The 14,597-nt window shown below is 64.4% G+C and carries 13 protein-coding genes; 2 read left to right on the top strand and 11 right to left on the bottom strand.

Annotated features, from left to right (window positions below; translation table 11 throughout):
• The first annotated feature begins 11 nt into the window (after nt 1-11).
• Nucleotides 12-1,004 (top strand): NRDE family protein, encoded by a 993-nt coding sequence (locus VFW84_RS12480; RefSeq protein WP_329680785.1) that lies wholly within the window; start codon nt 12-14, stop codon nt 1,002-1,004.
• Nucleotides 1,005-1,006: 2 nt separating this feature from the next.
• On the opposite strand, the gene VFW84_RS12475 is transcribed toward VFW84_RS12480, so the two are convergent.
• The 7 genes from VFW84_RS12475 to VFW84_RS12445 all read right to left on the bottom strand — a co-directional run bounded on the left by VFW84_RS12475 (nt 1,007) and on the right by VFW84_RS12445 (nt 9,138).
• Nucleotides 1,007-1,873, bottom strand: a complete 867-nt coding sequence (locus VFW84_RS12475) for a YbgC/FadM family acyl-CoA thioesterase (RefSeq protein ID WP_329680784.1) — start codon at nt 1,871-1,873, stop codon at nt 1,007-1,009.
• Nucleotides 1,874-1,953: 80 nt separating this feature from the next.
• Entirely contained in the window at nt 1,954-2,346 is a 393-nt protein-coding gene (locus VFW84_RS12470) for a hypothetical protein (protein WP_329680783.1), read from the bottom strand.
• Between the two features lie 27 nt (nt 2,347-2,373).
• Entirely contained in the window at nt 2,374-5,493 is a 3,120-nt protein-coding gene (locus tag VFW84_RS12465; RefSeq protein ID WP_329680782.1) for an efflux RND transporter permease subunit, read from the bottom strand.
• Between the two features lie 12 nt (nt 5,494-5,505).
• Nucleotides 5,506-6,651 carry an efflux RND transporter periplasmic adaptor subunit gene (locus tag VFW84_RS12460; protein WP_414638974.1) on the bottom strand — a complete coding sequence of 382 codons (1,146 nt, stop codon included), beginning with the start codon at nt 6,649-6,651 and terminating at the stop codon, nt 5,506-5,508.
• Nucleotides 6,648-7,184, bottom strand: coding sequence for a hypothetical protein (locus tag VFW84_RS12455; protein ID WP_329680781.1), 537 nt, complete (start codon nt 7,182-7,184; stop codon nt 6,648-6,650). The genes VFW84_RS12460 and VFW84_RS12455 overlap by 4 nt, the downstream gene beginning before the upstream one ends.
• A gap of 133 nt (nt 7,185-7,317) precedes the next feature.
• Nucleotides 7,318-8,493, bottom strand: a complete 1,176-nt coding sequence (locus VFW84_RS12450; protein WP_329680780.1) for a TolC family protein — start codon at nt 8,491-8,493, stop codon at nt 7,318-7,320.
• 288 nt (nt 8,494-8,781) lie between these two features.
• The gene (locus VFW84_RS12445) at nt 8,782-9,138 is read right to left on the bottom strand and encodes a DUF2946 family protein (protein WP_329680779.1); all 357 of its coding nucleotides are present in this window, start codon (nt 9,136-9,138) and stop codon (nt 8,782-8,784) included.
• A 195-nt stretch (nt 9,139-9,333) separates the two neighbouring features.
• On the opposite strand from VFW84_RS12445, the gene cadR reads away from it, so the two are divergent.
• Entirely contained in the window at nt 9,334-9,780 is a 447-nt protein-coding gene (gene cadR, locus VFW84_RS12440) for a Cd(II)/Pb(II)-responsive transcriptional regulator (RefSeq protein ID WP_329680778.1), read from the top strand.
• 141 nt (nt 9,781-9,921) lie between these two features.
• On the opposite strand, the gene VFW84_RS12435 is transcribed toward cadR, so the two are convergent.
• From VFW84_RS12435 to VFW84_RS12420, 4 genes are all read right to left on the bottom strand, one after another.
• Nucleotides 9,922-11,673, bottom strand: coding sequence for an AMP-binding protein (locus VFW84_RS12435; RefSeq protein WP_329680777.1), 1,752 nt, complete (start codon nt 11,671-11,673; stop codon nt 9,922-9,924).
• A gap of 160 nt (nt 11,674-11,833) precedes the next feature.
• On the bottom strand, nt 11,834-13,126 hold the full coding sequence (locus tag VFW84_RS12430; RefSeq protein WP_329680776.1) for an acetyl-CoA C-acetyltransferase: 1,293 nt from the start codon (nt 13,124-13,126) through the stop codon (nt 11,834-11,836).
• A 47-nt stretch (nt 13,127-13,173) separates the two neighbouring features.
• Complete coding sequence (locus tag VFW84_RS12425; protein WP_329680775.1) at nt 13,174-14,034, bottom strand: MaoC family dehydratase; 861 nt, start codon at nt 14,032-14,034, stop codon at nt 13,174-13,176.
• Between the two features lie 23 nt (nt 14,035-14,057).
• Nucleotides 14,058-14,597: SDR family oxidoreductase (locus VFW84_RS12420; RefSeq protein WP_329680774.1), on the bottom strand; the 540-nt coding region annotated here is incomplete at its 5' end.

Below are 14,597 nucleotides of genomic sequence, written 5' to 3'. Positions count from 1 at the left end.
AGGATTCCCTTATGTGCCTGGTGTCGCTTGCCCTGGACCTCAACAGCCGCTTTCCCTTTGTGCTGGCCGCCAACCGCGACGAGTTCACGGAGCGCCCGACGGCGCGCATGGGGTGGTGGGATGCACCCGGCCAGCCTGCCATCCTGAGTGGCCGGGATCTGCGGGCCGGCGGCACCTGGCTGGGTCTGACGGCCTCAGGACGACTGGCCCTGGTCACCAATGTCCGCAACCCGGCCCGTGAGGACAAGAGTGCTCCCTCGCGGGGCGACATCGTGCCGCTGTGGCTCAAGGGGCACAAGCCCATGCAGGAGCTCTGGCCCCAACTGGCCATGTCCGGCTACAACGGCTTCAACCTGATCGCGCTGGACTTCGCTCAGGGCGAGTGCTTCTGGCTGTCCAACACCGTCAACCACCCCAAACGGCTGGAGCGGGGTCTGTATGGGCTGTCCAATGGCGTGCTCGACACGCCCTGGCCCAAGGTCCAGCAACTCAAGGCACGCACCAAGGCGGCGGTGAGCGAGTCCGACTCGGTGGATGACCTGGCCATGCATCTCTTTGAGGCTCTGGCCGACCCGACCATGGCGCCCGATGACCAGTTGCCTCAGACCGGCATTCCTCTGGAGTGGGAGCGCATGCTCTCGGCGGCCTTCATCCGTAGCCCGGATGGCGGGTATGGCACACGCTGCTCCACCCTGGTGATCACCGAGCGCATCCACAAGCGTCTGGTGACCCATGTCATGGAGCGAACCTACACGGCCGGCACCCGCATGGCCCTGCTGCGCCGGGTGACCCTCAAGAACTGGCCGCCTCGCCACACCGCCACGCTGGACGATCTGGCGCGACTGGATCAGATGCTGCCACCCGCCGCACTGAGGCAGGAAGACTCGTTCGAGAGCAGTGACGTGCAGGAGCAGGACGACCACGCCCTGACCCCACCGACGCCGCGCAAGACCCGCGCCCGCAGCCTGATCAAGAACACCCGCACGCGCCGCACGGAGCCTTGAGCTCAGAGGTCTCGGCGCATGAGCACGTGGGGGATCTCGACCTCGTCGAACACTTCGCCCTGGGCCACAAAGCCCTCTGACTCATAGAAGCGCTGCGCGGCGGTCTGGGCGTGCATGCAGACCTGTGTGCAGCCTTGCGCTTGAGCGGCTTCGACCAGCGCGCGCAGCACGGCGCGCCCCACCCCAGCCCCACGCATGGCGCGCAGCACGGCCAGGCGGCCAATCCGGGCCTGCCCCGAAGGCAAGCCCTGAGTGATCAGCCGTCCGGTGGCCAGTGGCAGACCCGCCAGGTTGCGCACCACGGCATGCAGAGCATGGGCGTCGTCGGCATCCCACTCTTCGGCTTCGGGCACGGCCTGCTCGTCGATGAAGACACTGCGGCGCACCGCCTCAGCCGCCTGCTGCTGATCGCGCCAGGGGCCCAGGGTCAGCGTTGTGACAGGCTCGCCGTGGGCGTGTGCATGGATGTGCTGGCGGAAGGTCTCGGGCACAGGATGCGAGCGACGGGTTTCCAGCGAGGTGTAGACATAGACCGCCTCCCCGGTGAGCAGCAGGCGGTGATCAGCCCACACGGCCCAGGCCATCTTGATGGACGAAGTCCCGATGCTTTCACAGCGCAGGCCAATGTCAAGATGGTCATCCAGCCGCGCGGGCGCGTGGTAGGACAAGGTGTGCTGCCTGACATACACGTCACCACCGAGATGGCTCATGCCATCCGGATAGGGCAGACCCGCCGCGCGCCAGTACTCGCTGATGGCCACATCCAGGTAAGTCAGGTAGTGACCATTGAAGACGACCTGCTGGGCATCGACCTCTTGCCAGCGGACACGCAGGCGATGGATGAAGGGAAAGTCAGTTCTCTTTGCCATTCAGGGATTGTCGCTGCAAGGAGCGATGCCGATACGGTCCTTGCACCGAACAACCCATGAAGCCTTCTGCTGCACCCTCATCACTTGACAACAAATCGAACCTGAATGAGCTTCTTGCCCGGCAGGCTCACCACGGCCAGTACCTTGCTGCCGGGCGGCGGTGCCACTTGCCCAGATGCCGACAACTGACCGGGACCGGACGCCTTCAAAGCCATGCGGGTTTTGACCTTGCCAGACAGCACCGTGACCTTGGCGGTGGCGCCATCCACCTTGGCTGACTGCCCATGGTCACGCACATGCAAGGTCACGACATCGCCGCGGGCCACGAGCTCAAAGTCCATGTGCTGGGCTTCGCTGACGATGCCGCCGTGCTGGGGCTGGTGCCCTGGGTCGTCGTCGCGGTGCTCGCCACCGGCGTAAGCATGGCCGCCCAGACTCAGGACGAGAGACAGAAGAAGGTGTTGATATCGCATGACAGTCCTTATCAATGGATGGATCGATCAGAACGCTTCACCGCTCTGGTCTTGCAACAGGCGTTCGGCATCGCGCTTGCCAAACAGCCAGAACATGGTTGGGGTCAGGAAGGTGTCCAGCAGGGTCGAGCTGATCAGGCCCGAGAAGATCACCACCGCCACCGGGTTCAGGATCTCGGTGCCAGGCTGCTCCGCCTCGAACAGCAGCGGTGCCAGCGCGAAGGCGGTGACCAGAGCGGTCATCAGTACGGGGCTCAGGCGCTCCAGTGAACCGCGCAGGATCATGGCTTGGTCGAAGCGTTCACCTTCCAGGCGCATCAGGTTCAGGTAGTGGCTGACCTTGAGGATGCCGTTGCGCACCGAGATGCCTGCCAGGGTGATGAAGCCAATCAGCGCGGCCACCGACAAAGGCTGGCCCGACAGCCACAGCCCCAGCACTGCCCCCACCAGGGCCAGCGGGATGTTGGACATGATGAGCGCCGCCAGTCTCACTGACTTGTAGCGCGTGTGCAGCACCGCGAACATCAGCACCAGCGAGACGATGGACAGCAGTCCCACCAGGCGGCTGGCTTCTTCCTGCGCCTGGAATTGGCCACCCAGGGTCACGAAGTAGCCCTCGGGCAGTGTGGTATCGGCCACCGCCTGACGGATGTCGGCCACCACGTCAGACAGCGCTCGGCCTTGCGCGTTGCCAGACAGCACGATGCGGCGCTTGCCATCGTCGCGGCTGATCTGGTTGGGACCGTCGCTGTCTTCGATGCTGGCCACGCGCGACAGGGGCACCGGCCCCAAAGGCGACTCCAGCAGGATGCGGCCCAGGCCATCGATCGAGCGAGCCTGCTCGGGCAGGCGCATCACCAGCGCGAAGCGTCGGCTGCCCTCGCTCACCTGTGTGATCTTCTCTCCCTCGACCAGGCTTTGCAGCGCTGACAGGATGTGCGGCACCGGGATGCCCAGTTGTGCAGCCACTTCCTGATCCACACGAACCTTGATCTGCGGCGCCAGCACCTGCTTTTCCACCTCCAGATCGGTCAGGCCTGGTACGGTGGCCAGCTTGGCCCGAAGGGCCTCGGCCTGCCCGCGCAAGGTATCGAGGTCTTCGCCGAAGAGCTTGATGGCGATCTGCGAGCGCACCCCCGAGAGCATGTGGTCGATGCGGTGCGAAATGGGCTGACCGATGGCGATGCTCGCAGGCAGGTTCACCAGCCGGGCGCGGATGTCAGCCTGAATCTCGGCCATGCTGCGGGTGAGTTCGCTGGTGGGCTTCAAGCCCACATCCAGCTCGCTCACATGGACACCCTCGGCGTGTTCGTCGAGTTCGGCGCGTCCGCTGCGGCGCCCGACGTGCGTCACCTCCGGCACCTGGCGCACCAGACGCTCGGCCTGAGAGGCCAGTGCCGAGGTCTCGGCCAGCGTCACGCCCGGGTTCAGTCGAATGCCGATCAACAAGGTGCCTTCGTTGAACGGAGGCAGGAAAGTGGTCGGGAACAAAGGCACTGCCGCCAGAGAGCACAGCACGGCCGCGGCGCCTGCGGCCAAGGCGCGCCTGGGATGCGCCAGTGTGGCACGCAAGGCCTGGCCATAGCGCAACTTGAGCCAGGCCAGCGCCCGGGTGTCGCCATGGTCCAGCGACTTCATGCGCGGCAGCAGGAACGACGCCAGCACCGGCGTGACGGTGACCGACACCAGCAGCGAGGCCAGCGTCGAAACAATGAAGGCAATGCCCAGCGGCACGAACAGCCGCCCCTCGATGCCAGGCAACGCAAACAGCGGCAGGAACACCAGCACGATGATGGCCGTGGCGTACAGGATGCCGGAGCGAACCTCCATCGATGCCGCCTTGACCACGGCCAGTGTGCTCAGGCGCTCGCCTTCGGGCTTGCCTCGCTCCATCTTGAGCCGTCGCAAGATGTTCTCCACGTCCACCACGGCATCGTCCACCAGGCCGCCGATGGCAATGGCCAAGCCCCCCAGGGTCATCGTGTTGATCGACAGGCCAAAGTAGCGAAAGACCAGCGCTGTGACCAGGATGGACACCGGGATGGCCGTGAGCGCGATCACCGTAGGCCGCAAGGTGCCCAAGAAGACGAACAGGATCACCGCCACGAACACCGACGCGCCGATGAGCTTGCCCTGCAAGGTGGTCACCGAGGCTTCGATGAAGCTGGCCTGGCGGAAGGTCACGCGTGGCGCCTCCATGCCTGCGGGCAGTGACTTGCGCATGTCCACCAACGCGATCTCGATGGTGCGTGTCAGGCCGATGGTGTCGGCCGTGGGTTGTTTCTGGATGCCCAGGATCACGGCGGGCTTGCCGCCAAAGCCTGCATCACCGCGCTTGATGGCCGCCGCAAAGGCGACACTGGCCACCTGTTTGAGCAGCACGGGCTGGCCGTTGCGAGCCGTGAGCGCAAGGTTCTGCAAGTGCTCCAGCTGCGAGGTGCGGCCCAGGTGCCGAATCAGGTACTCGCGCCCGTTGAGCTCAAGAAAGCCGCCCGAGCTGTTCGACGAGAAGCCGCGCAAGGCCGACTCCAGTTGCGCCAGCGTGATGCCCAACTCGGCCATGCGCACCGTGTCGGGCTGCACCTGGAACTGGCGCACCTCGCCACCGATGGGGATGACCTGAGCCACGCCCGGGATGGCCATCAGGCGGGGGCGCAGCACCCAGTCAGCGTACTCGCGCACGGCCATGGGTGACACCTTGGCCGTGTCGATAGGAATGGCCACCTGCATGATCTCGCCCATGATGGAGCTGATGGGCCCCATGCGCGGCACCACCCCGGCGGGAAGCCCCTCTTCCATCGAACTCAGCCGCTCCGAGACCATCTGCCGGGCGCGGAAAATCTCGGTCGACCAGTCGAAGGTCACGTAGACGAAAGACAGGCCCGAACTGGACACGGAGCGTACCGACTCCACCCCAGGCAGACCGTTCATGGTCGTCTCCAAGGGGAAGGTGATGAGCTGCTCCACTTCTTCGGAGGCCATGCCCCCGGCCTCGGTCATGATCGTGACCGTGGGCTTGTTGAGGTCGGGAAACACATCCACCGGTGTGCGCGTCAGAGTGAATGCGCCATAGGCCATCAGCACGACTGCGGTCAACATGACCAGCAGCCGATGGGCCAGTGCGGTGTCGAGGAGCCACTTGAACATGCGTGTGCTCCCTCAACGAACCTGATTGATCAGGCTGGCACCCTGGGTGACCACGAGCTCGCCGACCTTCACGCCCGAGCTCAGCCGCACTTGCACGCCATCCATGGGCGCATGCGTGACCACGCGGGGCTCGAAGCGCTCGGGTGCCACCTTGACCCACACCGTGTCCTGGTTCGATGGGCTCTTGACCAGCGATGCCGCGGGCACGGCCATGCCGCGCTGGCTGTCACGCGTTTGCGCAAACACTTGCAGCACTTGCCCCAAGGCCAAGGTGTGGCCTTGGGGCAGGGGGGACTCGGCTGCGAACAGCAGTGGCAGGGCCTGCTCACGCAGGCGGCGTGCCGCACCCATGAAGCGCAGCGGCACGCGTGCACCGCCCACAAGCAGGCTGGCCGAGCCGATCTGCCGGGCCTGTGCAGGCTCGTAGGCCAGCGCCTCAATGCGCAGCCGGTTCGGATCCACCACTTCGAAAACCTGATCGCCAGGCTGCAGCACCTGCCCCGCCACGGCGTTGGCCGAGGCAATGACACCCGAAACCGGCGCCACCAGGGCATCGCGCCGCGAGAGCCCGGCGCTCACAGCCTTCAGGCGTTCGCGCAGGCTGATCACCTCCGCCGCAGCGGCCTCAATGTCCTTGCGGGCCACGGTGTCCGACAGGGCCTGCAAGCGGCTCAGGCGGCTTTCAGCCAGCCGCAGGGATGCGCGCAACTCGGCTTGCTGCGCCTGCTGATTGGCCTGTTCGATGGCGCCAGGGGTGGGCACCACATGGGCCAGCACCTGGCCCTGCCGCACGGCTTGTCCGAGCGATGGCAAGCCTGAGGGCCCTGCCTCCAGGCGACCGGCGATGGCGGCCTGAACACGCCCCCCGGCGTTGGGGTCCATCACCACCTTGCCTGTCAGGACGAAAGCGCTGGGCCAGGCAGCCTCGACGGTGAGCGCCGTGCGCACGCCGATCTGCCGCTGGGCGGGTTTGGGCAAGAAGACGCTGCCATCGGCCTGCCGCTTGGGGCCGTTGCCCACCACTGCCGGTGGGGCATCGCCGTGGTCATGGCCTTCACCGGCCATCGCAGGTGATGCACAGAGCATGGCCGCAGCCAACAGACCCACCCGTGCAGCCATGGCCGCCGAGCGCATGGATTTGAACAGTGCTGGCATCATGCGGCACCTCCCGTGCGCAGGCGGCGTTGACGCCCCATGAAAGCCATAAGCCCCACCACCACCGCGACCACCACGAGCGCTGCCCCGCCCCAGGGCAACCAGCGCCGCCAGGTGAGCGGTGCGGCACCCTCGTGGGCGTGCTCATCGCCATGTTCATCGCCATGCACGTCGATCTCGGCGGCCAGCAGGTCCGAGCTCTCGCCGACCACCACCGTCGCGCTCACGGGCACGCTGCCTTCTGCCAGGGGCCTGGGAAGGTCGACCTCGAACGTGCCATCGGGGCTGGTCCGCGCCTGCAAGGTCTGCCCGGCCAGTTCCAGCTCCACGCTGGCCTGGGTGACAGGCTCATTGCTGGCCTTGCGGTCCAGGTACATCGTGATGCGCTGGCCCTGCAGCACCCCGACCAACTCGAAGTCTTCGGACTCGGCGGTGAACCGGGGTTGCGCAGGAGATTCTGCTGCCACAGGCGCTTCGCCATGGTCGTGTCCTTCATCCGCCTGAGCGTGTGTGAAGACCATGGCCAGGGTGGCCATGAGGCTCGCCGTGAAATGTGTTCGCCCAATGGGGCGAAGCCAGAAATGGGTGGTCATGTGGACCCTCTCGTGAGTCGTTGGTGGTCAAGCGCACGGACCTGAAGCAAGCGCGCTCACCTGTCGTTGACAGATATCAGTCGGGCAACAGGCCCGCCGCTTGCCGCAAGGCAGACACGGCCGCAGCGACATCGATCTGCGCCAGCGCCGCTTGTCGGGTTGCCTCCTGGGCCTCCTGTGCAATGCGCAGACGCGTGGGCAGATCGGTCTCACCCCATTTGAATGACTTGTCGAAAAAGGCCTGCGTCTCTTGCGCCAGGCGGGCGCGGGCGAGGGCCGCATCTCGCTGAGTCTGCGCCCATGTCACGCGTTGCCTGGCACCCAAGTACACCGCCTCAACCTCTGCTCGCACCAGCTCTGCTTGCGCCTCCAGCTCGGTGGCCTCGGCACCTGATTGGATGGCATGCGTGATCTGTGCAGGTGAGCTGCCCAGCGGCACACGCAGGCCCAGTACCAGGGCACGCTGGGTGTCCTCACCGCGTTGACTTCGGCTGTGGACCGTGCCCAGCATCAGCTCCGGGTTCGCGCGCACCTGGGTCGTCGCCAAAGCGGCTGACTCCCTTGCAGCCAGAGCCTGTTGCCTAGCCAACTGCACGGCAGGATGCTGTTGCACGTCAAATGTTGCCAAAGATTCGACGTGCGCCTCGGGGTGCTCGGACACCCGAGGCTCTGCGCCCTCAGGCCAGGCCCCCCTCGCCGCCAAGGCTTGCCAGGCCAAAGAGCGCTGAGCTTGTGCCTGAAGCTGCGCGACTTCAGCCAGTGCCAAGGCGCCGGCAGCTTGATGATGGTCGGACTGTGCCAGGTCCCCGGCGATGACGCGCCGCTTCACATCGGCAAGCAAGGTGGTGGCGCCACGCACTCGCTCGGTCGCCATCTGCGCGTCCACCTCCGCACGCTGCCAAGCCCACCAGGCCTCTCGCAAGGCGCCCGCCAGCGACAAGCGTGCTTCCGCGACCCGTGCATCCAGCGCCTGGTCCTGTGCATGGGCCAGTTGCTGTGCGCGGTCTCGCTGCCCTGGCAGCCACAAGGGTACGGACACACCCAACTCCAGTTCGCGGGCTCCTTGGTCGGAGCCAGGCCGGTCGGTCTGAGTGCGAATGTCCAGCGATGCGGGCTGTGTGGTCCAGGACTGTGCAGCGTGCAACGCCGACTGATTGGCAGCGCGGCGCTCAGCCAGTGCCCGCTGGATGGGATGACGAGTCCACGCACGCTCAAACACCTCGTTGAGTTGGAGCGGGGCCGGTGTGGCCATGCCAGTGAAGGACTGGGTAGACGCCCCTGGCAGTGACGCCGGTTGGGCGTTCAGCAGACGGGGGACGACAAGCGCACACACCAGGCAGACACGAGCGATGGCCTGAGATGGTGTGATGGGCGCTCGTGCCGCCCCTTGCCTGAATGGCAAAAGAGATGACATGCGATTCTTCTCCGGTGGGTGACCAAGATGGGAATCGGCAAGGCACAGTCATGCAGAACGGGGCGTCTTGCATGGGCGCGCGAAACGCGCCATGTGTCAGAGGGTTGGCCGCAACCGCCTCGCCGATCAGGCGAGGCTGCGCCACTGAGGGCGTTCTGGACGGATCGAAGGCGGTGCCGTCGTGCCTGCCTGCGTCGTGTCAAAGTGGATTTCAGAGGACACGGGACGCCGGTAGCTGTCAACCAGACCCAGCATGGCGAGCGATGCCGCTTGACACGCATGGCAATCGGCATGGTCCATGGTCAGGGCATCACTGGAAGTATCAGCACCAACATCATCGGCCGCAGCCTGGTGATGCTCATGGGTGTGATGGCCCACGTGCGACGAGCCGGAAGCCTCGTGCTGGCAATAGGGCGCTGCTGCGGCCCAGATGGACTGCAGCGGAAGCAACACCAGCAACAAGACGGCCAGGAATCGACGCATGAGCGAGATGCTAAGCGATTTTTGATCAGGCACTGGTGTCGTGCTTCCATCCGCATGACGACGTGTCACTGGCCGTGGCTTCTGCCATGGAGAAGTCCTCTCTCTGGGGTTGTGAGCGTCTCTCCATGCTGCATTCAAAACCCTGTAGCTGATATAGAGTCAAGGGGTGTTAATGGCAGATGTGGAAACAAGCCCATGAAGATCGGAGAACTCGCAAGGAAAACGAACACCCCCGTCGAGACCATTCGGTTCTACGAGCGCGAGGGGCTCATGCCTGCACCCGTGCGATCAGAGGGCAACTATCGGATCTACGATCAGCATCACATGCAGCGCCTGGCATTCATCAGGCGTTGCCGTGCGCTCGACATGACCTTGCAGGAAGTGCGCGCCCTGTTGGCCCTCATGGACCAGCCAGACAGCAGTTGCGAACAGGCCAATCAGTTGCTGGACGAACACATCGAGCATGTCACCCGGCGCATCGCAGAACTGACGGCGCTCAAGCACCAGTTGTCTGAACTGCGCGCGCTGTGCGACAGCGGTCACAGGGCAGACCAATGCGGCATTTTGAATGCCCTGACGACCAGCCCCTCACCTGACTGTCCCCCAGACTCGTCGCATGTGCCGGGGAGCCACTGCAGATAGCAAGCCAGGAAGCGAGATCAGTCCTCGCAGGTGAGAAGGCCAAGGCCGGCTTCCCCGGAACCGCGTGATGAAACGAAAAAAAGCCCGCCGGCATGCGCCAGGCGGGCTTGTCGAACCATGCGCGTCAGACGCGCTGAGACATCACTTGCCGTCGCGCAACTCGCGACGCAGGATCTTGCCCACGGGCGACTTCGGCAGCTCGGTGCTGCGGAACTCGACGATGCGGGGGATCTTGTAGCCGGTCATGTGCTTGCGGCAGTGCTCCAGCACACTTTCCTTGGTGATCTTGTCGTTGCGCGGCACGATCACGATCTTGACGCGCTCACCTGCCACCGGGTCGGGCACGCCGATGGCAGCGCACTCCTTGACGTCCGGATGCATGGCCACGACGTCTTCGATCTCGTTCGGGTAGACGTTGAAGCCCGACACCAGGATCATGTCCTTCTTGCGGTCCACGATCTTGAAGTAGCCGCGCTCATCGCACACGGCGATGTCGCCGGTGGCCAGCCAGCCTTCGCTGTCGAGCACCTTGGCGGTCTCATCCGGGCGCTGCCAGTAACCCTTCATCACCTGAGGGCCACGCACGCACAGCTCGCCGGGCTCGCCGATGTCAGCCCAGGTGCCGTCTTCACGGCGCAGACGCACTTCGGTCGAGGGGATGGGCACACCGATCGAGCCGGTGAAGGTGGGTTGTTCCTTGGAGATGTCCACCGGGGCCTGCGTCACGATGGGCGAGCACTCGGTCAGGCCGTAACCTTCGACGATGGACGCCTTGGTCACTTCCTTCCAGCGCTCCGCCACATTGCGCTGCAGGGCCATGCCGCCAGCGATCGACAGCTTCAGCTTGGAGAAGTCGAGCTTGGCGAAATCAGGATCGTCCAGGAAGGAGGCAAACAGCGTGTTGACGCCCGTGATGCCAGAGAACTTCTCGTTCTTGAGGATCATCATCACGCGCTTGGTGTCGCGCGGGTTGGCGATCAGGATGTTGCGTCCGCCCAGGGCCATGAAGATCAGGCCGTTCACGGTCAGCGAGAAGATGTGGTACATCGGGATCAGCGTGACCACGGTCTCGGTGTCGCCCGTCAGTTGCCCTTCGGCAAAGGCCAGGGCCTGCTGACAGTTGGCCAGCACGTTCAGGTGGGTCAGCATGGCGCCCTTGGCCACACCGGTGGTGCCACCGGTGTATTGCAGAAAGGCCAGATCCTGCTGCTCGACCTTCACGGGCTTGAGCGTCACCTTGGCGCCTGCGTCCAGAGCATCGCGATACCAGATGGCGCCCGGCAGGCTGTAAGCCGGCACCATCTTCTGAACCTTGCGCAGCACGAAGTTCAGTGCCCAACCCTTGGGGTTGAACCAGCCTTCGGCCAGCAGGTCACCGATCTGGGTCAGCACCACGTTCTTGATCTTGGTGCCTTCCTTGGCGTCTTGCAGGGTCTTGGCGAAGGTCTCCATCACGATGATGGTCTCGGCGCCGGAATCCTTCAGCGTGTGTTGCAGCTCCCGTGCGGTGTACAGCGGGTTCACGTTCACCACGACGGCGCCAACGCGCAGCACGGCGAACAGCGTGACCGGGTACTGCAGCGTGTTGGGCAGCATGATAGCGACGCGGTCGCCCTTCTTCACCCCTTTGCTCTGCAACCAGCCAGCGAAAGCTTTGACGCGACGCTCGAACAGGTCGTTCGTCATCTCGGTGCCGATGCTCACAAAGCCCGGACGGTCGCGGAACTTGTTGATGCACTCGTCGAAGTAATCGTTGAGCGACTGGTACTTGTTCAGGTCGATGTCATGAGGCACGCCCTCAACATATTGCGACAACCAGATGCGGTTGGTGCTGCCATCGGGATTGACGATGGACTGAGAAGGCGTCGGCGATGCCACGCTTGCTTGACTCATGAGAACGCTCCTCGGGTACCTGCAGAACCCTTGTTTTGACTGCTCGGCAACGTGTCAGGGATTTTAAAAACCCGGGCAGATGCCACAAAAGCTGCTGATTGTAGAAGTGACCCGAGGGTTTTCGCCTAGGTAGAACCCTTGGGTCACAAAAACAGACCGATCAGCGTTCGACGATGGCAACCACGCCCTGACCGCCGGCGGCGCAGATCGAGATCAGGCCGCGACCCGAACCCTTTTGCGACAGCATCTTGGCCAGCGAGGCCACGATGCGGCCACCGGTGGCGGCAAAGGGGTGGCCTGCGGCCAGCGAGGAGCCATTGACGTTGAGCTTGCTGCGGTCGATCGAGCCCAGGGGCTTGTCCAGACCCAGCTTTTCCTTGCAGTACTTGGGATCTTCCCAGGCCTTCAGGGTGCACAGCACCTGGGCGGCGAAGGCTTCGTGGATTTCATAGAAATCGAAGTCCTGCAGCGTCAGGCCGGCACGCGCCAGCATGCGGGGCACGGCGTAAGCCGGGGCCATCAGCAGGCCTTCCTTTTGCGGACCGAAGAAGTCCACCGCAGCCACTTCGCTGTGCGTCAGGTAAGCCAGCACAGGCAGGTTGCGAGCCTTGGCCCACTCTTCGCTGCCCAGCAGGACGGCGGAGGCGCCATCGGTCAGGGGCGTGGAGTTGGCGGGCGTCAGTGTGCCCTGGCCGGGAGCGACCTTCTTGTCAAAGCAGGGCTTGAGCGAGCGCAGCTTCTCGATGGTGATGCCTTCGCGCAGGTTGTTGTCCTTGGCCACGCCCTTGTACGGCGTCATCAGGTCGGCAAAGAAGCCTTCCTTGTAGGCACGCGCCATGTTGGTGTGCGAAGCCAGGGCCAGTTGATCCTGCTCTTCACGGGGGATGCCCCACTCGCGGGCCATCAGTTCGGCATGCTCACCCATGGAGAAGCCCGTGCGGGGTTCGCCGTTCTTGGGGATGGCCGGCTTGACCAGCATCGAAGGACGGATCTTGGAGATGACCTGCAGCTGTGCCATCGTGCCCTTGGCGCGGTTGGCTTCCATCAGGATCTTGCGCATCTTTTCGTTGATGCCGATGGGCGCGTCAGAGGTCGTGTCCACACCACCGCCGATGCCGCACTCGATCTGGCCCAGAGCGATCTTGTTGGCCACCAGCATCAGGGCTTCCAGGCCCGTGCCGCAGGCTTGCTGAAGGTCATACGCAGGAGTCTGGGGCGACAGGGTGGTCGACAGAACCGTCTCGCGCACCAGGTTGAAGTCACGCGAGTGCTTCATGACGGCGCCAGCTGCCACGTCGCCCAGACGCTCGCCATGCAGGTTGAAACGGTCGACCAGGCCCTGGAAAGCGGCCGTCAGCATGTCCTGGTTGGACTCATGCGAGTAGACCGTGTTGGAGCGGGCGAAGGGGATGCGATTGCCACCGATGATGGCGACACGACGGATGGAGTTCATGCGTGGATCCTGTGAGAGATGAGTGTGAGGTGGGTGGCGCCGGACGGTCAGTACGTCACGCGTCCCCGCAGGTGAGGTTTGTCGCCCTTGGCATTGCGAACTTCGAACAAGGCGCCGTCTTCTGAACGCACAGCCCACAGCGAGGCACGTGCGGGCAGGAACAGCGGGGTCTTGAACTCGACGATCACTTCGGCCTTGTCCACCGCTTCGCGGGGCATCAGCATGGCCAGGGCGCGAGCCTTGGTCCACATGCCGTGGGCAATCGCCTTGCGGAAACCCAGAAACTTGGCGGTCAGCGCCGACAGGTGGATGGGATTGATGTCACCGGACACCGCGCCATAGCGACGGCCGATGCCGGCAGCGGCAAAGAAGTCGGCCTGGTGCGACAAGGGCGTCTCGTCGATCAGGGCGCTCACGAAGGCGGGGCCGCGCGGTTGCTTGACGCCCAGGCGCAGCAAGGTCCAGGTGCTCTCCCACACCAGCGCGCCAGCGCGCAAGGCGCGGGCATGCAGCGTGAAGATCTGGCCCTTTTCGTGAGCGATCAGCTCGCCGGTGCGCATCTCGATGCGCAGCTCGTCGCCGACATTGATGCGCTGGTGCAGCTTGGCGCTGTTGCCCAGGTGCACCAGACCCATGGCCGGCCAGGGGAAGCGCCGAGAGCCAAACAGCATCATGGCCAGCGGGAAGGCCTGCATGTGCGGGTAGAGCATGGGCACGCCATGCGCCTTGTTGAACCCGCACACCTTGGCGTACTTGGCCACCTCGCGACCATCGACGACCACCCGGGGGCGGACGTAGGTCACTTCAGGCAGCGCTTCGACCACGCCGGGGCGCTTGCTGGTCGAGCGCAAGGCACCGATGTTCAGCGAGATGGCGCTGGGCAGCTTGTTGACTTCTATGATCTTCATGACGGCGTTCGGTGAACGATCGATCAGGCACCAATCAGGCTCTGGCCGCACACACGGATGGTGTTGGCGGTGATCGCGCTGGAGGCAGGGCTTGCAAACCAGCCGATGGCTTCCGCCACGTCCACGGGCTGACCGCCCTGGCTCATGGAGTTCATGCGGCGACCGGCTTCACGGATGGCAAAAGGCACGGCGGCGGTCATCTGGGTTTCGATGAAACCCGGTGCCACGGCATTGATCGTGATGCCCTTTTGCGCAAAGATCGGCGCGGTGCTCTGGACCATGCCGATCACACCAGCCTTGGAGACGGCGTAGTTGGTCTGGCCCATGTTGCCGGCGATGCCCGAGATGGAGGACACGCAGACGATGCGGCCACCGGCCTTGAGGGCACCGGCCTCGACCAGGGCTTCGTTGATGCGCTCCTGGGTCGACAGGTTCACGTTCACGACCAGTTGCCACAGGTGTTCCTTCATGTTGGCAATGGTCTTGTCGCGGGTGATGCCGGCGTTGTGCACGATGACATCCCAGCCACCCTGGCTCTTGGCCGCATCCACCAGCTTCTGGGG

This window comes from Aquabacterium sp. (assembly GCF_036279655.1).
Lineage (GTDB): Bacteria > Pseudomonadota > Gammaproteobacteria > Burkholderiales > Burkholderiaceae_C > Aquabacterium.
This window is presented reverse-complemented; position numbering and strand designations above follow the sequence as displayed.